Origin of the sequence: Streptomyces pristinaespiralis, assembly GCF_001278075.1 — a bacterium.
Taxonomy (GTDB): Bacteria; Actinomycetota; Actinomycetes; order Streptomycetales; family Streptomycetaceae; genus Streptomyces; species Streptomyces pristinaespiralis.
The window spans coordinates 4476584-4498314 of record NZ_CP011340.1 but is presented as its reverse complement, the minus strand read 5'-3'; the positions used below and the strand labels follow the sequence as shown (position 1 = coordinate 4498314).

Sequence of the window (21731 nt, the reverse complement as noted above, 5' to 3'; positions counted from 1 at the left end):
ACCGCTTGGAAAGAGAACCCATGCACAACCCCAAGAGCGACGGGGAGCCCCGCCGCAGCCGGCGAGCGCCGCTGATCGCGGCGCTCGCCGTCACGGCCGCTTTCGCCGTGGTGGCGGGCTTCGCCGTCACCCAGAACGACTCCGGTGACGCGAGCCCCGTCAGTCAGGTCTCCGCGGAGGCGAAGACGAAGGCGGCGACGGTGCTCACGCAGCCGTACACCAAGCCGGATCTCGTGCTGACCGACACCACCGGCAAGAAGTTCGACCTGCGCGAGCGGACCAAGGGCCGGCCGACGCTGATCTACTTCGGCTACACGCACTGCCCCGACGTCTGCCCCCTGACGATGAGCAACCTGTCCATCGCCAGGAAGCAGCTGCCCGAGGCCGACCAGGACAAGCTCCAGGTCGTCTTCGTCACCACCGACCCCGAGCGGGACACCGCGGCCGAGCTCGCCAAGTGGCTGCCCAGCGCGGGCGACCCGTCCTTCATCGGGCTGACCGGCGACTTCCCGACCATCCAGGCGGGCGCGCGTCAGATCGGCATCGGCATCGACGCTCCGAAGAAGGAGAAGAACGGCACCGTCACGTCCATGCACGGCGCCCAGGTCGTCGCCTTCTCCCCCAAGACGGACCAGGGCTACGTCCTGTACGGCGAGGACACCACGGCGGACGAATGGGCCGCGGACCTGCCGAAGCTGATCAAGGGCGAGAAGCCGTGACCCGATCCGTCCGTGCCGCCGTCGTGGCGGTCGCGCTGGGCACGGGTCTGGCGCTCGCCGGCTGCTCGTCCGACAGCGGTCCCGAGTTGACGGTCAGCGGCGCCTTCATGCCGCAGCCCGTCGGAGACATGGCCGCCGGGTTCCTGACCGTCGAGAACGGCGGCGGCAGCGCGGACAAGCTCACCTCGGTCACCAGCACCATCTCCGACGACGTCACGATCCACGAGACGAAGAACCAGAAGATGCGGGAGGTGACGTCCTTCGAGATCCCCGCCGGCGGCGAGCTCGACCTCGAGCGTGGTGGCAGCCACATCATGTTCATGGCCCTCAAGCAGCAGCCGAAGCAGGGCGAGAAGGTCGCCGTCGAACTGCACTTCGAGAAGTCGGACCCGATCAAGGTCGAGCTCCCCGTGAAGGAGACCACCCACAACCCGCAGAAGCACTGAGCCTCGAGGGACTGATCAGATGATGACAGCCACCGCCCCGCGCTTCGGACGCTTCCCGGTCCGGGTGCTGCTGGCCGTGACCGTGCTGGCCGGCACGCTCCTCGGCGCGCTGCTGGCCGGCGCGAGCCCCGCGGCGGCGCACGCCGCGCTGACCGGGAGCAACCCGAAGGACGGGGCGGTGGTGGCCACCGCGCCCAAGGAGGTCACCCTGACCTTCTCCGAGCAGATCGCCATGGGCGACGACTCGATCCGGGTCCTGGAGCCGAGCGGCAAGCGCGCCGACACCGCCGAGGTCCGCGATCTCGGCACCGGGGGCACCGTCGCCTACGGTGTCGCTCTCCACTCCGGCCTGCCTGACGGCACGTACACCGTCGCCTGGCAGGCCGTCTCCGCCGACAGCCATCCGGTCTCCGGAGCCTTCACCTTCTCCATCGGCGCCCCTTCCAGCACCACGGTCGCGCTGCCGGACGAGCAGGCCGGCGGCGGGCTCGTCGGCTTCCTGTACGGCGTCGCGCGCTACGTCGCGTACGCCGGTTTCGTCCTGCTCGCGGGCGGCGCGGCCTTCGTGCTGCTGTGCTGGCACCGCGGTGCGGCGGTGCGGCCGGTGCAGCGCCTGGTCGTGCACGGCTGGGTGGCCATGACGGCGTCCACCCTCACCATGCTGCTGCTGCGGGGGCCCTACACCACCTCCGGCAGCCTCGGCGACGTCCTCGACCTCGGGGCGCTGCCCGCTGTCCTCGAGTCCAAGACCGGGGCGGCTCTCGTCTCACGGCTGCTGCTGCTCGGGGCCGCCGCGCTGTTCGTGGCCGTCCTGTTCGGCGCGTTCGCCAAACGCGAGGACGGGGCCGAGAAGAAGGACCTGACCTTCGGGCTCGCCATCGGGGGCTCGGTCGTCGCGGCCGGGATCGCCGCGACCTGGGCCCTGTCCGAGCACGCCTCGACCGGCATCCAGCCGTCCGTCGCGATGCCCGTCGACGTGCTGCACCTGCTCGCCGTCGCCGTCTGGCTCGGTGGCCTCGCCACCCTGCTCACCGCTCTCTATCGGTCGGCGGCGGTCGAACGCCGGGCGGTCCGGCGGTTCTCCACCGTCGCCTTCGTCAGCGTCGTGGTGCTGGCCGCGACCGGGCTGTACCAGTCGTGGCGCCAGGTCGGCTCGTGGTCGGCGCTGACCGGGACGACGTACGGGCAACTGCTGCTGCTCAAGGTGGGCCTCGTGGCCGTCATGGTCGGCGTCGCGTGGATCTCCCGGCGCTGGACGGCGCAGCTCGCCGAGGTCGCCGAGGCCGAAGGGGCGACTGAGGTCGCCGGGGCCGAAGAGGCAGAAGAGGCGGAAGAGAAGGACAAGGACGCGGGGACGTCCGTCGATCCCGCGCGCGAGGCCCAGCTCGCCCGGCAGAAGGCCGCCGTGGCGACGGCCGAGCGGAAGCGGAACAGGGATGCGGACCACGAGCGTTCGGGGCTGCGCCGCTCCGTGCTGGCGGAGACAGGTGTCGCGGTGGTCCTGCTCGCCGTGACGACCGTCCTCACCTCCACCGAGCCGGGCCGTACGGAAGAGACCGCCAAGGCCGGCAACGCCCAGGCCGCGCCCGCCGCTCCGGCCGGTCCGACGGAGATCAGGATGCCGTTCGACACCGGCGGCCCGAAGGGCAAGGGAACGGTGCGGCTCACCCTGGACCCGGCGCTCTCCGGCGCCAACGACATGCACGTATGGATCGAGTCACCGGACGGCAAGGCACTGGACGCCCCGGAGGTGAAGATCTCCTTCACTCTCAAGGCCAAGGAGATCGGCCCGCTGCCCATCACCCCGGACCGCATCACCGCGGGACACTGGACCGCGAGCGCCGTCCAGATCCCGATGCCGGGCGACTGGCAGGTCAAGGTGACCGTGCGGACCTCGGACATCGACCAGACCACCATCGACAAGAACATCAAGATCGGCTGAACCACCGTGACACCCCTGAATCCTGCGAGCGGCGCCTCCTTGGGCCACGACGGCATCTCGAGACGACGACTGCTCGGCACGGCGGGCGCCGCCGGTGCGACCGGTCTCGTGCTGGGCGCGGCGGGCGGCGCCGCGGCGTACGCGGTCGCCGAGGAGAGCCCCACGGCGCTCGCCACGGTCGGGTCCACGGGCATCGCCTTCCACGACCGCCCGCACCAGGCGGGCATCACGGAACCGCAGCAGGCCCACGGTCACCTGGTCGCCTTCGACCTCGCACCCGGCGCCGGGCGCAAGGAGGCCGCGGCGCTGATGCGGCGCTGGTCGGCCCTGGCGGCCGATCTGATGGCGGGCAGGCCGGCCGGCGACGGTGACACGGGTGTCGCTCTGGACGCCGGACCGTCCTCGCTGACCGTCACCTTCGGATTCGGCCGCTCCTTCTTCGACCGCACGTCCCTGGTGGCGCAGCGGCCGCCGGGTCTCGACCCGCTGCCCGCCTTCTCCTCCGACCACCTGGACGCGGGACGTTCCGACGGCGATCTCTGGGTACAGATCGGGGCGAACGACGCTCTCGTCGCCTTCCACGCGCTGCGCGCGATCCAGAAGGCGGGGGGTGCGGCGGCCCGGGTCCGCTGGCAGATGAACGGCTTCAACCGCTCGCCCGGCGCGACCGCGCAGCCGATGACCGCCCGCAATCTGATGGGACAGGTCGACGGCACCGGAAACCCCAAGCCGTCGGAGCCCGATTTCGAGCAGCGGCTCTTCGTCCCGTCCGGCAGCGACCATCCGTGGCTGGACGGCGGGTCCTATGCCGTGGTGCGCCGGATCCGGATGCTGCTCGACGACTGGGAGAAGCTCCCGCTGCACCAGCAGGAGCGGGTCATCGGACGACGGAAGTCGGACGGCGCCCCGCTGACCGGCGGCACGGAGACGACGGAGCTCGCCCTCGACGAGACCGGGCCCGACGGAAAGCTGGTCGTCCCGGAGAACGCGCACGCCCGTATCTCCGCACCGGAGCAGAACGGCGGGGCCGCGATGCTGCGCCGCCCCTTCTCCTTCCATGACGGGTTCGCCCCGGACGGAACCCCCGACGCCGGGCTGCTCTTCATCTGCTGGCAGGCCGACCCGCTGCGCGGCTTCGTGCCGGTGCAGCGCAAGCTGGACCGGGGGGACGCCCTCTCCGCGTTCATCCGGCACGAGGCGAGCGGACTGTTCGCCGTGCCGGCGGCGCCGAAGAAGGGCGAGTACGTGGGACAGCGGTTGCTGGAGACGTGATGGGCGGTTCCGCGGCCCATTAGGGTGACGGTATGTCGGCCACGCGCTTCACATATCTCGGTCCCGAGGGCACCTTCACCGAAGCCGCCCTGCGTACTCTCCCGGAAGCCGCGACCAGGGAACTCGTCCCGATGGTCTCCGTCCCCGCGGCGCTCGACGCCGTACGGGCCGGGGAGGCGGCGGCCGCTCTCGTACCGATCGAGAACTCCGTGGAGGGCGGCGTCACCGCCACGCTCGACGAACTGGCCTCGGGCGAGCCGTTGATGATCTACCGCGAGGTGCTGCTGCCCATCGCGTTCGCGCTGCTGGTGCGGCCGGGGACGCAGCTCTCCGAGGTGAAGACGGTGACCGGCCACCCGGTCGCGCAGCCGCAGGTGCGGAACTGGCTGCGCAACAACCTGCCGGACGCCCTGTGGGAGTCGGCCGCCTCGAACGCGGACGGCGCCCGGCTGGTGCAGGAAGGCCGCTACGACGCCGCCTTCGCCGGGGAGTTCGCGGCCGCCACGTACGGGCTGGTGCCCCTGGTCAGCGAGATCCACGACGCGGAGAACGCGGAGACGCGCTTCGTCCTGGTGGGGCGGCCCGCGAGGCCCTCGGCGCCGACCGGCGCCGACAAGACGTCCGTCGTCATCTGGCTCGGCGACGACCACCCCGGTGCCCTGCTGGAACTGCTCCAGGAGTTCGCGGTACGCGGGGTGAACCTGATGCTGATCCAGTCCCGGCCGACGGGCGCCGGCATCGGTAATTACTGCTTCGCGGTGGACGCGGAAGGACATATCGCGGACCGGCGCGTGGGCGAGGCGCTGATGGGATTGAAGCGCATCTGCCCCAAGGTGCGCTTCCTCGGTTCCTATCCGCGGGCCGGTGTGACGGCGGACGACGTACGGCCGCTGCGAGCCGGCACCTCGGACGTGGAGTTCACGGCCGCGTCGGACTGGCTGGCGCGCTGCCAGGACGGCCGCGCCTGAGGCGAGCCGCCCCGGGGGCTGTTCCCGCCTGCGGATTTTCGTTGTCCACAGAACTTGTCCACAGGCACGGTTCTCGACCTGGGGACAAGTCGACAACAGAACGCCACAGGGTCGACAAATCGGCCGACCCGCCCACTTCCGTCCACAGAGCGACAGGTCGCCCCTGTCACCCAAATTCCATTGATCAACTCTTTGGGGCGAGGAATTCCCACCCGAATGAGTGTGTGAGGCCGGTTTGAGATGAGAATTCTCGACCCAGCAGACGACCACCGGAATGATCACTTCCGTAATCCACAGATCATGCACACTAACTTTACGAGGCGGCGCATCCCTGTGGACAAGCCCCTTCGGGCACGGCCGCCGGGGAGGGTGAGGCCGACACGGAACCGCCACCGTGCACCCTTTCGACGAAAGGGCCTCGATTGTTTGACGCTGCCGGATTCGATTTCGCCGCACCTTTATAAATCCGGCAGCTATCCCAACAATCCGGGCAAAGCGACACGCGCTCGGATATCGGGTGGGGTGGGGCGAGTCGACACCGGTAGCCTGGTGGGGTGATTGACCTTCGCCTGCTCCGTGAGGACCCTGACCGTGTCCGCGCCTCCCAGCGCGCCCGTGGAGAGGACGTCGGCCTCGTCGACGCCCTGCTCTCCGCAGACGAGCGCCGAAGGTCCTCGGGCCTCCGCTTCGACGAGCTGCGCTCCGAGCAGAAGTCGCTCGGCAAGCTGATCCCCAAGGCCACCCCGGACGAGCGCGCGGAGCTGCTCAAGAAGGCCGAGCAGCTCAAGAGCGACGTCAAGGCCGCGGAGGCCGAGCAGAACGACGCGGAGGAAGAGACCCGCCGCCTGCTGCTCCAGGTCGGCAACCTCGTCCACGAGGACGTCCCGGTCGGCGGCGAGGAGGACTTCGTCGTCCTCGAGACGCACGGCACGATCCGCGACTTCGGCGCGGAGGGATTCACCCCCAAGGACCACCTGGAGCTCGGCGAGGCGCTCGGCGCCATCGACGTCGAGCGCGGCGCCAAGGTGTCCGGCTCGCGCTTCTACTACCTCACCGGTGTCGGCGCGCTTCTCGAGCTCGCCCTCGTCAACGCGGCGATCGCGCAGGCCACCGAGGCCGGCTTCATCCCGATGCTCACGCCCGCGCTGGTCCGCCCGCGCGCCATGGAGGGCACCGGTTTCCTCGGCCAGGCCGCGGAGAACGTGTACCACCTGGAGAAGGACGACTACTACCTGGTCGGCACCTCCGAAGTACCGCTCGCCGCGTACCACATGGACGAGATCATCGACGCCGACAAGCTGCCGCTGCGGTACGCGGGCTTCTCGCCCTGCTTCCGCCGGGAGGCCGGCACCTACGGCAAGGACACCCGCGGCATCTTCCGTGTCCACCAGTTCGACAAGGTCGAGATGTTCTCGTACGTCGCGCCGGAGGACGCAGAGGCCGAGCACAAGCGGCTGCTGGACTGGGAGAAGCAGTGGCTGACCGCCCTGGAGCTGCCGTTCCAGGTGATCGACGTGGCGACCGGTGACCTGGGCTCGTCCGCGTCGCGCAAGTTCGACTGCGAGGCGTGGATCCCGACGCAGGGCAAGTACCGCGAGCTGACCTCCGCCTCGAACTGCGACGGCTTCCAGGCGCGCCGCCTGTCCGTGCGGATGCGCGAGGGCAAGAAGGTGCAGCCGCTGGCGACGCTGAACGGGACGCTGTGCGCCGTGCCGCGCACCATCGTGGCGATCCTCGAGAACCACCAGCTGGCCGACGGTTCCGTGCGGGTTCCCGAGGTGCTGCGCCCGTATCTGGGCGGCCGCGAACTGCTGGAGCCGATCTCCAAGTGAGCCCTGCCCCCTTCCCGTACAAGCTCGTCGCCACCGATCTCGACGGAACGCTGCTACGCGACGACGACACGGTCTCGCAGCGCACGCGCGACGCGCTCGCCGCGGTCACGGAGGCGGGCGCCGCGCACATCATCGTCACCGGTCGGGCCGTGCCGTGGACCCGGCACATCCTCGACGACCTCGGATACGACGGTCTGGCCGTCTGCGGGCAGGGGGCGCAGGTCTACCACGCCGGCGAGCACCGGCTGCTGACCTCCGTGACGCTCGACCGGCAGCTCGCCGGGCTCGCCCTGTCCAAGATCGAGGCCGAGGTCGGGCCGCTGCTGCTCGCCGCGAGCCGCGACGGACTCGAGGGCGACGTGCTGGTCGGCTCCGGCTACCGGGTGCTGGAAGGCCCGCTGCCGTACGTGCCCATGCACGACCCCGCCGACCTGTGGGCAGCACCGCTGAACAAGGTCTACATACAGCACCCGACGCTCGGCGACGACGAACTGGCGAAGGCGGCCAGGGCGACGGTCGGGAACCTGGTGGACGTGGTCATGGCCGGCGCGGGGGTCGTGGAGATCCTTCCGCTGGGGCTGAGCAAGGCCACCGGCCTGTCACTGGCCGCCCGGCGGCTGGGACTGCGGGCGGCGGACACCATCGCGTTCGGTGACATGCCGAACGACATCCCGATGTTCGGCTGGGCGGCGCACGGTGTGGCGATGGCGAACGCGCACGACGAACTGAAGGCCGTGGCCCACGAGATCACCGCGTCGAACGACAACGACGGCATCGCGGTGGTGCTGGAACACCTGCTCGCCGGCTGAAGGCCGGGAGGGGGGCGGCCCGCGCGGATGCGCGCTCGAAGCGGCCGCCCCCTGGGCGGCCGCCCGGCGGCCGTGCGGAGTGTGATGACTACTCCGCCGCCTGCCGGGTGCCGCCTCGACGGGAGCACGACGGACTCGGGCTCGAACCCTCGGTCATCGCCGCGCTCCTCTCCCGGTCGGTGGCGCCGGTCGCACACATGTGCTGTCCCGGCTCCACAACTCTGCCGGGCCGGGCACGCCGGCGCCACCGATTAATCAGCGCCGACCACGCCGGCGAAGATCCCTCAACTGCCGGGCGAAGTCGTCCATCCTGGCGTCCATCCGGGCCATGTCGTCGGACAGCTCGCACAATCGGTTGCTCATCGCGGCGACGACCCGGTTGGTGGCGTCGAGCCGGTGATCGAGGCGGTCGAGCCGCTCCGACATCCGGTCGAGCACCGGACCGAGCTCCTGAAGGGCCGCGCCGACGCCGGCGAGGCAGTGCTCGACGGCGGTGACCCGCCGGTCGAGCGAGGCACAGACCTCACGCAGGCCCTCCTCGGCGTCGAGAAGGTGGGTGCGGACGCGCCGGGCGATGTCACTGTCGCGGAGGAGCATCGCGATGTTGAGGACCGCCCGGCGGGTGAAGAGGGTGAGGCTGGAGCGGCGCTGTGGATAACTTTTCGCCCCGGCGGATGAGAGTGACATCTTGTCACTCTGATATTCGCGCAGGTCAGCGCCGCGCAGCACCCACATTCCGTTCTCGGTGAGCTCCTCGCGATGCCGGGACGTCACCTGCCTGATGACCTCTGTGGATACTTCGAAGTAGCGCGCGACCCCCTCTGTGGACACATGAATGCTGTCGGGCAGCAGGACCAGAGCCTTCACCTTGTCCAGCGCCTCGATACGCCCCGCGTGCTCGACGCGCATCGCGCGCGACTCGAGCAGGGCAATTTCCGTCGGCATGGGAATGCCTTCCGTTCGTGAAACCGTCAGGGACAGCCCTCTCCCCGGGCACAGGAGCGGAGGTCGGCTCACGGTGCATCCCACTCAATGACCGGCCCGGGGCGAGAACGTCGCCCGGCACCGGCAATCCCCGACTTCACGAACGCTCGACGTCACGAACTCCAGTTGCCTCCACGCACGGTGGACAACGAGCCGATAACCGTACAGTTACGCGATATGCCTCGGCCCCTGCCGGAAGGGCAGGGGCCGAGGCATATCGGAACGGTCCCGGCTCACTCCTCGCCGGCGAGCTTGAGCACCCGCAGCTTCTGGCCCGCGTACCAGGTCGCGGCCACCGTGACGCCCGCCAGCAGCGCCACCGCCGCGGGCAGGCCCACGTCGGAGCCGATCAGTCCCTCGCCGCCGATCTTCTCGGCGAGCGACAGGGACCACTGCTGGACGCTCAGCGTCCGGGCGCCGGGCACCAGGCTGCCGAAGAGGGTCTCCCACACCAGGGCGTAGACGAGGCCGATGACCACCGCGTGCCGGCTGACCGTTCCGAGCAGCAGGAAGAGCGCGCTGTACGCGATCGACGCCACCAGCGCCGCCACCGTGTAGGCGATGGCCACCTGCTGGCCGTTGCCGTTCAGGATGAACCCGGCGATGAACGTGGGCACCGCGGAGAAGGCCATCGTGACGGCGATCGCGACGATGAGCTTGGTGAAGATGATCGTCGGCCGCTTCACCGGCTTGGCGAGCAGATAGACGATCGAGCCGTCGTCGATCTCCGGGCCGATCGACCCCGTACCGGCGATGACGCCGATCAGCGGCACCATCGTGGCGATGGCGAATCCGCCGAGGACGTCGGCGGCGACCTGGTCGTCCGCCCCGTTGAAGCCCCGTACGGCGGCCGCGATCAGCAGCAGCAGGCCGGGGAGCACGAACAGGATCGCGGCTCGGCGCCTGCCGAGGACGGCCCGATAGGTGAGCCGGGCGACTGTGGGGTTGTACATGTCCGTCACAGCTCCTTTCAGGCCGCTACGAGGTAGGAGAAGACCGACTCGAGGGACTCGTCGGAGGGCGAGACCGTCAGCAGCCGGATGGAGTGCTCGCGGGCGACCCTCGGAAGGAGCTCGGTGAACCGGCCGAAGTCCACCGCCTGGATGCGCAGCGCGCCCTCGGCAAGGTCGACCTCGATCCCCGCGGTCGACGGGTCGGCGATCAAGGCGGCGGCGAGCGCCCGGTCGTCGCTGGAGCGCACGAGATAGCGGTGCGGCCGGTCCGTCATCAGCCGGCGGATCCGGCGGAAGTCGCCGCTGGCCGCGTGGCGTCCCGCGACGATCACCTCGATGTGCGAGGCGAGTTGCTCCACCTCCTCCAGGATGTGCGAGGAGAACAGGACCGTACGGCCCTCGGCGCCCATGCGCCGCAGCAGGTCCATCAGCTGCATCCGCTGGCGCGGGTCCATGCCGTTGAACGGTTCGTCGAGCAGCAGCACCGACGGGTCGTGCACGAGGGCGGAAGCCATCTTCACCCGCTGGCGCATGCCCTTGCTGTACGTGGAGACCTTGCGGTCCTGCGCGTACTCCATCTCGACCGTCGCGAGCGCCCTCTGGGCCTCCTTCGTGCCCAGCCCGTGCAGTTCGGCGTTGGCGACCACGAACTCACGGCCGGTGAGGAAGTCGTACATCGCCTCCCGCTCCGGGACGACGCCGATCTGCCGGTACACGGACTCGTTGCGCCAGATCTGTGCTCCGTCCAGGGTGACGGTGCCGTTCGAGGGGGCGAGGAAGCCGCCCATCATGTTGATGAGGGTGGACTTTCCCGCACCGTTGGGGCCGAGGAGGCCGGTGACGCCGGGGCCGATGGTCATCGTCACGTCGTTGACGGCGACGACGTTGCCGAACCACCGAGAGGTGTTGTCGATGCGAAGAGTGCTCATGGGCGCGGCGCATTCCTAGGAAGGGTGGTGGCGGGCGACGGTTGCGAGGTCACAGCCCGACCTTTCGGTAGCGGCGCATGAGGACGCCGTACGAACCGGCGACGAGCGCGAGGACGGTGAGCAGGTAGACGACTCCGACGCCGGCGCCGGGTCCCTCACCGCCGGGGAAGGCGGAGGTCGCGCCGAGGAAGGCGGTCTGCAGCCCGTCGATGAGCGTGACCGGTGAGAAGAGTCCCAGCCACTGGATCACACCGGCGGAACCCGTTTCCCAGGCGATGGCCTGGACGGTGGAGACCGCGCCGTAGGTGATGGTGAGCGTCGCGATCACTGCGGCCACGCCGAAGCCGCGGCGGGGAGTGAACGCGGCGAGCACGAGCCCGATCCCGCCGAACAGGACCGAGAGGACGGCCACGGAGACCAGTCCCTGGGCGAAGCCCTTCGTCTGATCGGCGAAGTCGAACTCCGCCAGCAGCGCGCCCGCGTAAAGGATCACCAGCGGTGCGGCGGTGAGCACGAAGACGGCGGAGGCCATCGCCGCGAACTTGGCGAGGACGTAGTCGACGCGTTCGATCGGACGGGAGAAGTACAGCGGCACGGACTTGAAACGCAGATCGCGGGAGACGGACTGCGGTGCCTGCGAGGCGAGGAACAGGGCGATCAGCGCCTGCATGATGATCGCGTAGCGCGTGTACTTCAGCGGCAGGTCGGTCATGTTGGGGGTGGCGACCGCCACGGCCACGATGATCGCCGCGACCATGCACATGATGCCGAGGAGGATCATCGGCAGCACCTTGGACTTGGCCGAGCGGCCGAGACCGAAGGCGCCGCGCAGCGACTGCGAGTAGAGGGAGCGGCGCGCGTAGGCGCGGCCGAGGCGGGGGCCGTCGTAGTTGCGGTAGCCGATGTTGTGGATCCGCGTGGTTCCGGGGGCCTGTCCGCCGAGGGGCTGGGTGCTCATCAGGCCTGCACCTCCATGGCCTTGGCGGCCTCAGGGCGGAAGACCTCCGCGATGTGGTGGCGTCGCTGTTCCATGCGCACGAGCCCGAGACCGAGGTCCGCGACGGCGTCGCGCACGGTGTCGTACGTCTCCTCGCCGGACGCCTCGAGCAGGAGGACGTGGCCGGCGCCGGGCAGCCCGTCCTCCGTGCGGTCGTGCAGCTTGAGTCCGGCGGCGGTGAGGGCCGCACGGAGCGCGGCCGTTCCGTCGGGATGTGCGTCGGAGTCGGTGACCTCGACCGCGAGGGTGGTCGTCGTCTGCGTGAACTCCTTGGTGGAGCTGGAACGCAGCAGGGTGCCGCCGTCGACGACGACGACGTGGTCGCAGGTGCGCTCGAGTTCGCCGAGCAGATGGGAGGTGACCAGGACCGAGATGCCGAAGTCGGTGTGGACGCGCCGGATCAGGCCGAGCATTTCGTCACGGCCGACCGGGTCGAGGCCGTTGGTCGGCTCGTCGAGCAGGACCAGCTTCGGGTCGTGGACCAGGGCCTGCGCGAGTTTGACGCGCTGCTTCATGCCGGTCGAGTAACCGCCGATGGGGCGGTACCGCTCCTCGTACAGGCCGACGTGGCGCAGCGTGTCCGCGGTGCGTTCTCGTGCGGCGGTCGGCGGGAGGCCGGACATGCGCGCCATGTGGACGACGAACTCCGTGGCGGAGACGTCCGGCGGCAGGCAGTCGTGCTCGGGCATGTAGCCCACCTGCTCGCGGATCCGGGCGCCGTCGGTGGCGACGTCCAGGCCGAGCACGGCGGCACGGCCTTCCGTGGCGGGGGACAGACCCAGCAGGATCTTGATCAACGTGGACTTGCCGGCTCCGTTGGCGCCCACCAGGCCGGTCACACCGGGGCCGATGTCCAAGGAGAGCCGGTCAAGCGCGGTCACCCTGGGGAACCGCTTGCTCAGGCTTTCGGTCGCGATCACAGTCACGTTTCGAAGGTAGTGGCGTACGGCACGTCTGACGTCAGCCTCGCGGCTCTATCCGTCTCCGACTCAAGAGGTACAGGCCCGTAAGGGCTGTCCGACCTTGGTGGACGCGGCTCTCGGGGGAGGAGGAACGGCGGACGGGTTTTCCACAGGCTCCGCACGACCCTTGACGCAGCCGCCGGGCATTGTCACATTCATCAGTGGCCGGTTACGGCGCGTGTCACACCGGGGGACGGACGGTGGCCGGGGCCCGTGGGTGGGGACCGCACGGCGTTCGCGGCCCCGAAGCCCCTGGGAAGCGCCTTTCCGGCCGGAGGACTGCCCGGGTGCGGAGGCTGTGCCGAGGAGAGGACCGTTGAGCGTGCGAGGACTGCCGACGGCGCGTGAGCGCCGGATCAGTACGGGAGGGATCGAGCTGTGCGTCGCCGAGCTCGGCGACGCGACACGGCCGACCGTGGTGCTCGTCCACGGCTATCCCGACAGCAAGGAGGTCTGGTCAAAGGTCGCGACCCGCCTCGCGGAGAAGTTCCACGTGGTGCTGTACGACGTCCGTGGCCACGGCCGCTCCACGGCCCCCGTCCCGTTGCGCGGCGGATTCACGCTGGAAAAGCTGACGGACGATTTCCTGGCGGTCGCCGACGCCGTGAGTCCCGACCGGCCCGTGCACCTGGTCGGACACGACTGGGGCTCCGTGCAGGCGTGGGAGTTCGTCACGGTCGGGCGGACCGAGGGCCGCATCGCCTCCTTCACCTCCATGTCGGGTCCGTCCCTGGACCACTTCGGCCACTGGATCAAACGGCGGACGGTCCGCCCGACGCCCAGGAGGGTCGGCCAACTGCTCGGCCAGGGCGCCAAGTCCTGGTACGTGTACATGCTGCACACGCCGGTCCTGCCCGAGCTGGCCTGGCGCGGCCCGCTGGGCAAGTACTGGCCGGGAATCCTTCAGCGGATCGAGAAGGTGCCCTCGGGCGACTACCCGACGGCGTCGTTGCCGCAGGACGCGGCCCGCGGCGCCTGGCTCTACCGCGACAACATCCGCGCCCGGCTGCGTCGCCCGCGCGCGGACGCCCACGCCCACGCTCCGGTCCAGCTGATCACTCCGACCGGTGACGCGTTCCTCTCCGAGCGGCTGTACGACGATCTCGACGAGTGGGTACCGCAGTTGACCCGGCGCTCGCTGGCGGCCAAGCACTGGGTGCCCCGCACGCGCCCGGACCAACTCAGCGCATGGATCGCCGACTTCGTCGAGACGCACGAGGCCCGCGACGGCGGGTCCCGCGGTCAGGAGACGCAGGCACGGCCGGCAACGGGGCCGTACGCGGAACACTTCGCCGGCCGGCTGGTCCTGGTGACGGGAGCGGCCAGCGGTATCGGCCGCGCCACGGCACTCGCCTTCGCGGCGGCCGGCGCGCGCGTCGTGGCCGCGGACCGGGACGCCGCGGGCGCGGCCGACACGGCTGAGACGTGCCTGCTCACAGGCGCCTACGACGCCTGGGCCGAAGTGGTGGACGTCAGCGACGAACAAGCCATGGAGGAACTGGCCGGGAAGGTCGCCGCCGAATACGGCGTCGTCGATGTACTGGTCAACAACGCCGGGATCGGCCTCTCCGGACCGTTCCTGGACACGAGCTCGGAGGACTGGAAGAAGGTCCTGGACGTCAACTTGTGGGGAGTGATCCACGGTTGCCGGATCTTCGGCGGTCAGATGGCCGAGCGCGGCCAGGGCGGCCACATTGTCAACACCGCCTCCGCCGCTGCCTATTTGCCGTCCCGGGCCCTGCCCGCGTACAGCACCTCGAAGGCCGCGGTGCTGATGCTCAGCGAGTGTCTGCGTGCCGAACTGGCCGGCCGGGACATCGGGGTCACCGCGGTCTGCCCCGGGATCGTCAACACCAACATCACCGCCACCGCCCGCTTCGCGGGGGTGGACGAGACGGAGGAGAAGCGGCGGCAGAAGAGGACCGCGCGGCTGTACGGGCTCCGCAACTACCCTCCGGAGAAGGTCGCAGAGGCCATCCTGCGGGCCGTCGTGCGGAACCAGGCCGTCGTACCGGTCACCCCGGAGGCCCGCGGCGCTCGTGTGCTGTCGCGCGTCTCGCCGGGGCTGCTGCGCGCGTTCGCGAGGATCGAGCCGCGGCTTTGAGCAGCGCCGCCGAAGGCGGTTGAGGGGAGCGGGATTTGCCGGAACATGTCGCAGCCGAATACCGGATCGAGGACCTGGCGCACCACAGCGGGGCCACGGTCCGGACCATCCGCGCCTATCAGGACCGCGGGCTGCTGCCCAGGCCGGAGCGGCGGGGCCGGTCCAACGTGTACGGCCCCGCCCACCTCGACCGCCTGCACCAGATCGCGGACCTCCTCGACCGGGGCTACACACTGGCCTCCATCAAGGAGCTTATGGACGCCTGGGACACCGGTCGCGGACTCGGCGGAGTCCTCGGTCTGGTGGCCGAAGTACAGGGCCCGTGGACCGACGAGGAGGGCACGAGGATCTCCCGCGCGGAGTTGGAGCGCCGCTTCGGCGGGGCGCCCGACGAGGACGCTCTCGCGGAGGCGGTGGCTCTCGGCGTACTGGAGCCGATTCCGGGCGAAGAGGACGAGTTCCTCGTGCCGAGCCCCCAAGAGCTCTCTGTAGCCGTTGAGTTGCATGCGGCGGGTGTTCCGCTCAGCGCAATATCGGGACATCTCAGGGAGGTTCGGCAGCAGGTCGAGCACATCGCCTCCCGCTTCCTGGAGTTCACGACCGAGCACGTCTTCGCGCGGTTCCTGGAGAACGGGCCGCCGACCGACTCCGACGCGACGGAAGCGGCGGCACTCGTCCGGCGGCTGCGCCCTCTCGCGCAGCAGACGATCGACGCCGAACTGGCGCGTGCCATGAGGCTGTTCGCGACGCTCCACCTCCGGCAGCACCTCTTGGCGGACGGGCCGCCGAAGGCGGAGGAAGAGCGCACGACGGTGATCCTCCCCGCCGGAACAATGCGTGCCGTACGACGCCTGGTTGGTCCGGACGACGCTGCCGCCTTCGTGCGCGCGGCAACCGAACGCGAGCTCCATAACAGGGCATTGGATGCAATGGCGTCAAACCGTGCAAGATCGCGGCAAGTTGATCAAATAGACTGAAAAGTAAAAGCAGTTGTCCACAGAGCTGCCAATTCCCCTGTGGATAAGCGGAGTTGCTTGTGGATCAAACCTCGGGGCCGAAATTTTCTCAGTGGCGTCGGCGACATCCCACCGGGCACGCTGGCGGCATGAACCCGACATCTGGAACCGGCGGAACAGTGCCGCCGGACGAGAGACGCACCGTCAAGGTGTCGAAGTACCTCTCGAAGCATCTGCGTCACCAACCGGAGCGGATCGGCATCACCCTCGACGCCAACGGCTGGGTGGAGATCGACGATCTGATGCGGGCGGCGTCCGAGCACGGCTTCCCTTTCACCCGTGCCGAGCTCGAGCACGTCGTCGCCGTCAACGACAAACGCCGTTTCACCATCGACGGCACGCTCATCCGCGCCAACCAGGGCCACACCGTCGCCGTCGATCTCGACCTGCCCGCCTCGGAGCCGCCCGAATACCTGTACCACGGGACCGTCTCCCGCAATCTGGACGCGATCCGCGCGGACGGCCTGCTGCCCATGGCCCGCCACGACGTGCACCTCTCGCCCGACCGGGAGACGGCGACCCGCGTGGGCGCCCGGCGCGGCCGCCCCGTCGTCCTCTCCGTCCACGCCGGAGCGCTGCACCGGGCCGGTCATGTCTTCCGGGTGAGCGCCAACGGCGTCTGGCTCACCGCTTCCGTACCGCCCCGGTTCATCCGCTTCCCCGGCGCCCAGCGCCCCTGAGGGCAGCGGTCCGCGCCTGCGTCAGCCGCCGAGCTGGGCCGGCGCCTCCGTAGCGATGCGTTCGAAGACCGCCTGGTCGGCGGCGAAGTCCGAGTCGGGGATCGGGGCGTGGACGACGATCTCGGTGAACCCGAGCTCGATGTGCTTGCCCGCGAAGTCGACGAACGCGTCCAGCGACTCGAGCGGCCGCCCACGGTCGGGTGTGAAGCCGGTGAGCAGGACCTTGTCCAGCTCTTCCACCTTCCGGCCGGTGTCCGCACAGGCCTTGGCGAGCTTGTCGATCTGGCCGGCGATGGCTTCCAGGGACTGCTCCGGGGTGCCCGTCTCGAACAGCTTCGGGTCTCCGGTGGTCACCCAGGCCTGCCCGTACCGCGCCGCGAGCTTCAGCCCGCGCGGTCCGGTCGCGGCGATCGCGAACGGCAGCCGCGGCCGCTGCACGCACCCGGGGATGTTCCTGGCCTCCACCGCAGAGTAGAAGGCCCCCTCGTGCGTCACGGAACCCTCGCTGAGCAGCCGGTCGAGCAGCGGCACGAACTCGGCGAAGCGGTCCGCCCGCTCCCGAGGTGTCCACGCCTCCTGCCCCAGGGCGGTGGCGTCGAAGCCCGTTCCGCCCGCACCGATCCCCAGGGTGATCCGCCCGTCGGAGACGTCGTCCAGCGAGATCAGGTCCTTCGCCAGGGTCACCGGGTGCCGGAAGTTCGGCGAGGTGACCAGCGTCCCGAGGCGCAGCCGCTCGGTCGCCGCGGCAGCCGCGGTCAGCGTCGGGACGGCCCCGTACCAGGGGCCGTCCCGGAAGGACCGCCACGAGAGGTGGTCGTAGGTGTACGCGGTGTGGAAGCCGAGCTGCTCGGCGCGCAGCCACTCGTCGCGGCCACCGGTCCGCCAGGGGCGGACGGGGAGTATCACAGTGCTCAGACGCATGACCCCGAGCGTACGCGGACGGGCCGGTTTGCCGATGTCCACTCAAATGTGCGCCCTCTCGCACGCACGTGCACCCGGTACGCGAGAATGGATCTGTGACCTCAGCTACCGATCCCCGCCGCCTGCCCGCCACCACACCCCGGCTGATCGCCACCGACCTCGACGGCACTCTGCTGCGCGACGACAAGTCGGTCTCCGACCGTACGATCGCCGCACTCGCGGCCGCCGAGGAGGCGGGGATCGAGGTCTTCTTCGTCACCGGCAGGCCCGCCCGCTGGATGGACGTCGTCAGCGCCCACGTCCACGGCCACGGCCTCGCCATCTGCGCGAACGGTGCCGCGGTGGTCGATCTGCACGCCGGCGGCGAACTGCTGGAGGTCCGCGACCTGCCCCGGGCCGCGGCCCTGGAGGTCGTGCGGACGCTGCGCGCGACCGCCCCCGGCACGTCCTTCGCGGTCGAGCTGACCACCGGCATCCACTACGAGCCCGACTACCCGCCCTTCCATCTCGACCCCGGGGCGACGATCGCCCCGGCGGAGAAGCTTCTCCACGAGGAGGAGCCGGGCGAGGGCGCCCCCGTGCTCAAGCTGCTCGCCCACCATCCCGAACTCCTGCCGGACGGCTTCCTCACCCTGGCCCGCACGGCAGCGGGCGGCGTCGCCTCCTTCACCCGCTCCAGCCCGACCGCGCTCCTGGAGGTCAGCGGACGGGGCGTGAGCAAGGCCAGCACCCTGGCGCTGTGCTGCGCCCAGCGGGGCATCTCCTCCGACGAGGTGGTGGCGTTCGGTGACATGCCGAACGACGTCGAGATGCTGACCTGGGCCGGGACCTCCTACGCCATGGGCAACGCGCACCCCGACGTGATCGCGGCCGCCTCCGGGCGCACGGTCGCCAACAACGACGACGGAGTCGCGGTGGTCATCGAACAGATCCTGGCCACGCGCTCGGAGCAGCAGCTCTGAGACGGACCCTGCCGTGCCCGCGGCGGGATGCTCCACGGACGCACCGGCCGCGCGGTCGCGGTCAGAGGTTCACACCGCGCTCGCGCAGCCAGACGGCCGGATCCACACCGGACCCCAGATACGGCGTGAGCCGCACCTCGAAGTGCAGGTGCGGCCCCGTCGAATTCCCCGTCGTACCCGCCTGACCGATCCACTGGCCGGCGGCCACCCGCTCGCCCTGGTCGACGGTGACCCCCGCCAGGTGCGCGTACTGGGAGTAGTAGCCGTCGGGGTGCTGCACCAGGATCTCGATACCGAAGGCCCCGCCGCACGACACGGACGCCACCCGGCCCGTCCCGACCGACCGCACGGGGGCCCCGATGTCCACGGCGAAGTCCTGGCCGGTGTGCCGCCGCGCCCATCGCTCGCCGGAGCCGCCGAAGCCGGCGGACAGCGTGTAGTTCTCCACGGGCGCCACCCAGTCCGGGCCCCGCGCGGCCCTGCCCGGCTGATCGATGCGCACGGCCCCCGCGCACCTGCCCGCCGCCACACTGCGGTCCGCCTCTGCCTGGAGCCTCCACTGCGCGGACTCCAGCTTGGTCTCGATACCGCGCTTGACGACCGCCAGGCGCGCGGTGCGTTCGTCGAGGTTCTGCCATGCGGCACGGGCGTTCGTCTCCGCGGCGACGAGGTCACGCTCCGCCGCCCGCTCGCGGTCCAGCAGCCGGCTGACGGCCTTCTCGGCCCGGGCGGCGAGCCGGTAGCCGCGCAGCAACGCGTCCGGGTCGTCCGCGAGCAGGAGGCGGCCGGCGTGGGCGAGCGAGCCACCGGTGCGGTACTGCTCCCGGGCGACGCCGCCGATGGCGTCGTGGACGACGCCGAGCCGCTCCCGTTGTCGGGCCACCCTGCCCTCGAGCCGGTTCGCCGTGGCCCGCTGCCGCTCTGCGGCGCGCCTGCCCTGCTCGTACTGCTCCGTCGCCCTGGCCGCCTCCGCGTAGAGCCGTGCCACTTCGGCGCCTGCCGGTGGCGCCGGGCCGTCGGACGCCACGGCTGTGGATGCCGGCGTGCCGAGGAGCGTGCACAGCATCACCGGGACGATCAGAAACCGGTCGCGGTGTCTCGAGCTCATTGACGGATCGTCACCCGGGAACGGCGGGATGCCGGGGACCGGAACGGTGTCGTACGGCCGGCTGGCCCAGTGACAGCCGCAACACGGGCGACAACCGGGGCGGTGCCCCTCCGGTGGGGTCAGGCCGGACGGGGACGGTCCGGTCCCGGGCCGGAACAGGGGCCCGCCCCGGGCCCGGGCCCAGCTGCGAAGTGCAGATCAGGACCCGGTCAGCGACGTGCAGATCAGGCCCCGTCGGTCCCGGGCACGATCAGCGCCCCGTCGGTCCCGGGCACGATCAGCGCCCCGTCGGTCCCAGGCACGATCAGCGCCCCGCCCGGACCGGGCCCCGTCCGCCCCGGGCCGGACCCCGGTCCGCCACGCCCGGTCAGGCCCCAGTGGGCGGCGGCCGGAGCTGTCCCGTCGGCGCGGGCCGCAGCGGGGCCTCCCATGTGACGGTGGTTCCCGCCCCGTCATGGCCGATGCCGGGCCCGTACCGGCTCGATCCGCCGAGGGATTCCGCCCGCCGTGCGAGGTTGCGCAGTCCGCTGCGCCTGCCGCCGAGCGGCATTCCGACGCCGTCGTCGGCGACCGTCAGGCGTACGCCACCGGTGCCGTCAGGAAGCCGCACGGTCGCATCGACGACCACCTCGATGCGGGAGGCACCCGCGTGCCGGAAGGCGTTGGAGAGGGCTTCACGGAGCGCTGCCACCAGGTTCTTCCCGGTGAGTTCGCCGACGGCCCCGTCGACGGGGCCGACGAAGCGGTGGACGGGCCGGAAACCAAGCGGCACGGCCGCCATGTTGATCTCTCGCGTCACGCGGGTGCGCAGACTCGACGGCACCTCCGCGGTCCCCTGCTGGAGGGCGAAGACGGCCGTACGGATCTCCTGGATGGTCACGTCGAGTTCGTCGACGGCCCGGCCGATTCCGTCGTGCACCGCGGGCACGCCGGTCCCGCGCTGTGCGCTCTCCAGCATCATGCCGGTGGCGAAGAGCCGTTGGATGACCAGGTCGTGCAGATCACGGGCGATACGGTCACGGTCCTCGAGCACCGCCAGCCGCTCCCGGTCCCGCTGGGCCTCCGCCATCATCAGCGCCAGCGCGGCCTGCGAGGCGAACCGGGTTGCGAGCCTGCGTTCCGCCTCGGTGAACGGCGGCGCCCCGGCCTCCCGTGGCGTGGCGAGCGCGCCGAGCACGCGTCCGCCGCTCTGCAGCGGCAGCATCATGACCGGTCCGTACCGGTTCGCCACCCGCGTGAGCATCCGGGGGTCGGTGGCCGCGTCCGTGGCGAACACGGCCTCCCCGGCCAGCAGTCGGGCGACGACGGGGCTGTCCGCGGGGATCACCACGCCGAGCGAGGCGGCGGGCCGGTCCGCGGAGACGGCGACGACCTCGAGGCCGCCGTCCTCGGTGGTCAGCAGCACGATGCCGGCGGCCGACCCGGCGAGGTGCCGTGCCTGTTCGGCGACGACGGAGAGCGCGTCGTCCGCATCGCCTCCGGAGAGCAGCGCCGTGGTGACGGCCACCGAGCCGTCGATCCACCGCTCGCGCCGTCGGGCGGCCTCGTACAGCCGGGCGTTGCCGATGGCGATGCCCGCCTCGGCGGCGAGCAGCCGGACCATGTGGAGGTCGTCGAGGTCGAACGAGCCCCCGCCCGCCTTCTCCGTCAGGTACAGATTGCCGAAGATCTCGCCCTCGACGCGGATGGGTACACCGAGGAAGGAACGCATCGGCGGGTGGCCGGGGGGAAATCCGGTGGCCCGGGGGTCGGTCGTCAGGTCGGTGAGCCGTACCGGTGACGGCTCACGGACCAGTGCGCCGAGCAGCCCCCGCCGGCCGTCGGGCCGGTGCCCGATGCGCCGCGCCACCTGCTCGTCGACACCGCACGTCACGAAGTCGGAGAGGCCCTGTCCCTGCGCGTCGAAGACGCCGATCGCCGCATAGCGGGCGTCCGCCAGCCCGGCTGCGGTCCGGCAGATCCGATCGAGCGTGCCGTGCAGCTCCAGTCCGGTGCCGACCGACCGCATGGCCTCCAGGAGCTGCGGCAACCGGGCGGTCACCTCCGCGGCCGGCCCGGGAGGGGCAGGGGCCTCCCGGGCCGCGGCATCGGACGGGCCCTGCGGTTCGGACGCGGTCATGCCCCGAG

At 70.8% G+C, this 21731-nt stretch carries 19 protein-coding genes; 11 read left to right on the top strand and 8 right to left on the bottom strand.

Annotation, left to right across the window (positions count from 1 at the left end; all coding sequences use genetic code 11):
* Window positions 1-20: 20 nt before the first annotated feature.
* From SPRI_RS19060 to SPRI_RS19030, 7 genes are all read left to right on the top strand, one after another.
* Complete coding sequence (locus tag SPRI_RS19060) at window positions 21-719, top strand: SCO family protein (protein WP_053557118.1); 699 nt, start codon at window positions 21-23, stop codon at window positions 717-719.
* Window positions 674-1165 carry a copper chaperone PCu(A)C gene (locus SPRI_RS19055; RefSeq protein ID WP_005315149.1) on the top strand — a complete coding sequence of 164 codons (492 nt, stop codon included), beginning with the start codon at window positions 674-676 and terminating at the stop codon, window positions 1163-1165. The genes SPRI_RS19060 and SPRI_RS19055 overlap by 46 nt, the downstream gene beginning before the upstream one ends.
* 22 nt (window positions 1166-1187) lie before the next feature.
* Window positions 1188-3107, top strand: a complete 1920-nt coding sequence (locus SPRI_RS19050; RefSeq protein WP_053557756.1) for a copper resistance CopC/CopD family protein — start codon at window positions 1188-1190, stop codon at window positions 3105-3107.
* Between the two features lie 6 nt (window positions 3108-3113).
* A complete protein-coding gene (gene efeB, locus SPRI_RS19045) occupies window positions 3114-4379 on the top strand; it encodes an iron uptake transporter deferrochelatase/peroxidase subunit (RefSeq protein ID WP_005315142.1) in 1266 nt (421 codons plus the stop codon).
* Between the two features lie 32 nt (window positions 4380-4411).
* Entirely contained in the window at window positions 4412-5347 is a 936-nt protein-coding gene (pheA, locus tag SPRI_RS19040; RefSeq protein WP_005315139.1) for a prephenate dehydratase, read from the top strand.
* Window positions 5348-5901: 554 nt separating this feature from the next.
* A complete protein-coding gene (serS, locus tag SPRI_RS19035) occupies window positions 5902-7179 on the top strand; it encodes a serine--tRNA ligase (RefSeq protein ID WP_005315135.1) in 1278 nt (425 codons plus the stop codon).
* Window positions 7176-7988, top strand: a complete 813-nt coding sequence (locus SPRI_RS19030) for an HAD family hydrolase (protein WP_005315132.1) — start codon at window positions 7176-7178, stop codon at window positions 7986-7988. Before serS ends, SPRI_RS19030 begins: the two co-directional genes overlap by 4 nt.
* A 255-nt stretch (window positions 7989-8243) precedes the next feature.
* Here SPRI_RS19030 and SPRI_RS19025 read toward each other — a convergent pair whose 3' ends face one another.
* The 5 genes from SPRI_RS19025 to SPRI_RS19005 form a co-directional block, all read right to left on the bottom strand.
* Window positions 8244-8933 carry a hypothetical protein gene (locus tag SPRI_RS19025; RefSeq protein ID WP_005315130.1) on the bottom strand — a complete coding sequence of 230 codons (690 nt, stop codon included), beginning with the start codon at window positions 8931-8933 and terminating at the stop codon, window positions 8244-8246.
* A 272-nt stretch (window positions 8934-9205) separates the two neighbouring features.
* Window positions 9206-9925 (bottom strand): ABC transporter permease, encoded by a 720-nt coding sequence (locus tag SPRI_RS19020; RefSeq protein ID WP_005315126.1) that lies wholly within the window; start codon window positions 9923-9925, stop codon window positions 9206-9208.
* 17 nt (window positions 9926-9942) lie between these two features.
* Window positions 9943-10854, bottom strand: a complete 912-nt coding sequence (locus tag SPRI_RS19015) for an ABC transporter ATP-binding protein (protein ID WP_005315124.1) — start codon at window positions 10852-10854, stop codon at window positions 9943-9945.
* Window positions 10855-10903: 49 nt separating this feature from the next.
* The gene (locus SPRI_RS19010; protein WP_005315121.1) at window positions 10904-11812 is read right to left on the bottom strand and encodes an ABC transporter permease; all 909 of its coding nucleotides are present in this window, start codon (window positions 11810-11812) and stop codon (window positions 10904-10906) included.
* The gene (locus tag SPRI_RS19005; protein WP_037774231.1) at window positions 11812-12771 is read right to left on the bottom strand and encodes an ABC transporter ATP-binding protein; all 960 of its coding nucleotides are present in this window, start codon (window positions 12769-12771) and stop codon (window positions 11812-11814) included. The genes SPRI_RS19010 and SPRI_RS19005 overlap by 1 nt, the downstream gene beginning before the upstream one ends.
* A gap of 358 nt (window positions 12772-13129) precedes the next feature.
* Here SPRI_RS19005 and SPRI_RS19000 point away from each other — a divergent pair, with 358 nt between their 5' ends.
* The 3 genes from SPRI_RS19000 to SPRI_RS18990 all read left to right on the top strand — a co-directional run bounded on the left by SPRI_RS19000 (window position 13130) and on the right by SPRI_RS18990 (window position 16613).
* Window positions 13130-14917 carry an SDR family oxidoreductase gene (locus SPRI_RS19000; protein WP_053557117.1) on the top strand — a complete coding sequence of 596 codons (1788 nt, stop codon included), beginning with the start codon at window positions 13130-13132 and terminating at the stop codon, window positions 14915-14917.
* Between the two features lie 35 nt (window positions 14918-14952).
* Window positions 14953-15894, top strand: a complete 942-nt coding sequence (locus SPRI_RS18995; RefSeq protein WP_053557116.1) for a MerR family transcriptional regulator — start codon at window positions 14953-14955, stop codon at window positions 15892-15894.
* A gap of 128 nt (window positions 15895-16022) precedes the next feature.
* Window positions 16023-16613: an RNA 2'-phosphotransferase gene (locus SPRI_RS18990; protein ID WP_050791526.1), complete on the top strand. Its 591-nt coding sequence runs from the start codon at window positions 16023-16025 to the stop codon at window positions 16611-16613.
* 21 nt (window positions 16614-16634) lie between these two features.
* Here SPRI_RS18990 and SPRI_RS18985 read toward each other — a convergent pair whose 3' ends face one another.
* Entirely contained in the window at window positions 16635-17534 is a 900-nt protein-coding gene (locus SPRI_RS18985; RefSeq protein WP_037776565.1) for an LLM class flavin-dependent oxidoreductase, read from the bottom strand.
* A 95-nt stretch (window positions 17535-17629) separates the two neighbouring features.
* Between SPRI_RS18985 and SPRI_RS18980 the strand changes: the two genes are divergently transcribed.
* Window positions 17630-18496 (top strand): HAD hydrolase family protein, encoded by an 867-nt coding sequence (locus SPRI_RS18980; RefSeq protein ID WP_037774229.1) that lies wholly within the window; start codon window positions 17630-17632, stop codon window positions 18494-18496.
* Between the two features lie 61 nt (window positions 18497-18557).
* Here the strand turns inward: SPRI_RS18980 and SPRI_RS18975 are convergent, their stop codons facing one another.
* Window positions 18558-19604 (bottom strand): M23 family metallopeptidase, encoded by a 1047-nt coding sequence (locus SPRI_RS18975; protein WP_053557115.1) that lies wholly within the window; start codon window positions 19602-19604, stop codon window positions 18558-18560.
* A gap of 367 nt (window positions 19605-19971) precedes the next feature.
* On the bottom strand, window positions 19972-21723 hold the full coding sequence (locus SPRI_RS18970) for a sensor histidine kinase (RefSeq protein ID WP_053557114.1): 1752 nt from the start codon (window positions 21721-21723) through the stop codon (window positions 19972-19974).
* Window positions 21724-21731: the final 8 nt, after the last annotated feature.

Excerpts from the sequence above, each read along its gene's own strand:
- SPRI_RS19060 (WP_053557118.1), top strand. The coding sequence starts at position 21 with ATGCACAACCCCAAGAGCGACGGGGAGCCCCGCCGCAGCCGGCGAGCG.
- SPRI_RS19055 (WP_005315149.1), top strand. The coding sequence starts at position 674 with ATGGGCCGCGGACCTGCCGAAGCTGATCAAGGGCGAGAAGCCGTGACC.
- SPRI_RS19050 (WP_053557756.1), top strand. The coding sequence starts at position 1,188 with ATGACAGCCACCGCCCCGCGCTTCGGACGCTTCCCGGTCCGGGTGCTG.
- pheA (WP_005315139.1), top strand. The coding sequence starts at position 4,412 with ATGTCGGCCACGCGCTTCACATATCTCGGTCCCGAGGGCACCTTCACC.
- SPRI_RS19025 (WP_005315130.1), bottom strand. The coding sequence starts at position 8,933 with ATGCCGACGGAAATTGCCCTGCTCGAGTCGCGCGCGATGCGCGTCGAG.
- SPRI_RS19020 (WP_005315126.1), bottom strand. The coding sequence starts at position 9,925 with ATGTACAACCCCACAGTCGCCCGGCTCACCTATCGGGCCGTCCTCGGC.
- SPRI_RS19015 (WP_005315124.1), bottom strand. The coding sequence starts at position 10,854 with ATGAGCACTCTTCGCATCGACAACACCTCTCGGTGGTTCGGCAACGTC.
- SPRI_RS19010 (WP_005315121.1), bottom strand. The coding sequence starts at position 11,812 with ATGAGCACCCAGCCCCTCGGCGGACAGGCCCCCGGAACCACGCGGATC.
- SPRI_RS18990 (WP_050791526.1), top strand. The coding sequence starts at position 16,023 with ATGAACCCGACATCTGGAACCGGCGGAACAGTGCCGCCGGACGAGAGA.
- SPRI_RS18985 (WP_037776565.1), bottom strand. The coding sequence starts at position 17,534 with ATGCGTCTGAGCACTGTGATACTCCCCGTCCGCCCCTGGCGGACCGGT.
- SPRI_RS18975 (WP_053557115.1), bottom strand. The coding sequence starts at position 19,604 with ATGAGCTCGAGACACCGCGACCGGTTTCTGATCGTCCCGGTGATGCTG.
- SPRI_RS18970 (WP_053557114.1), bottom strand. The coding sequence starts at position 21,723 with ATGACCGCGTCCGAACCGCAGGGCCCGTCCGATGCCGCGGCCCGGGAG.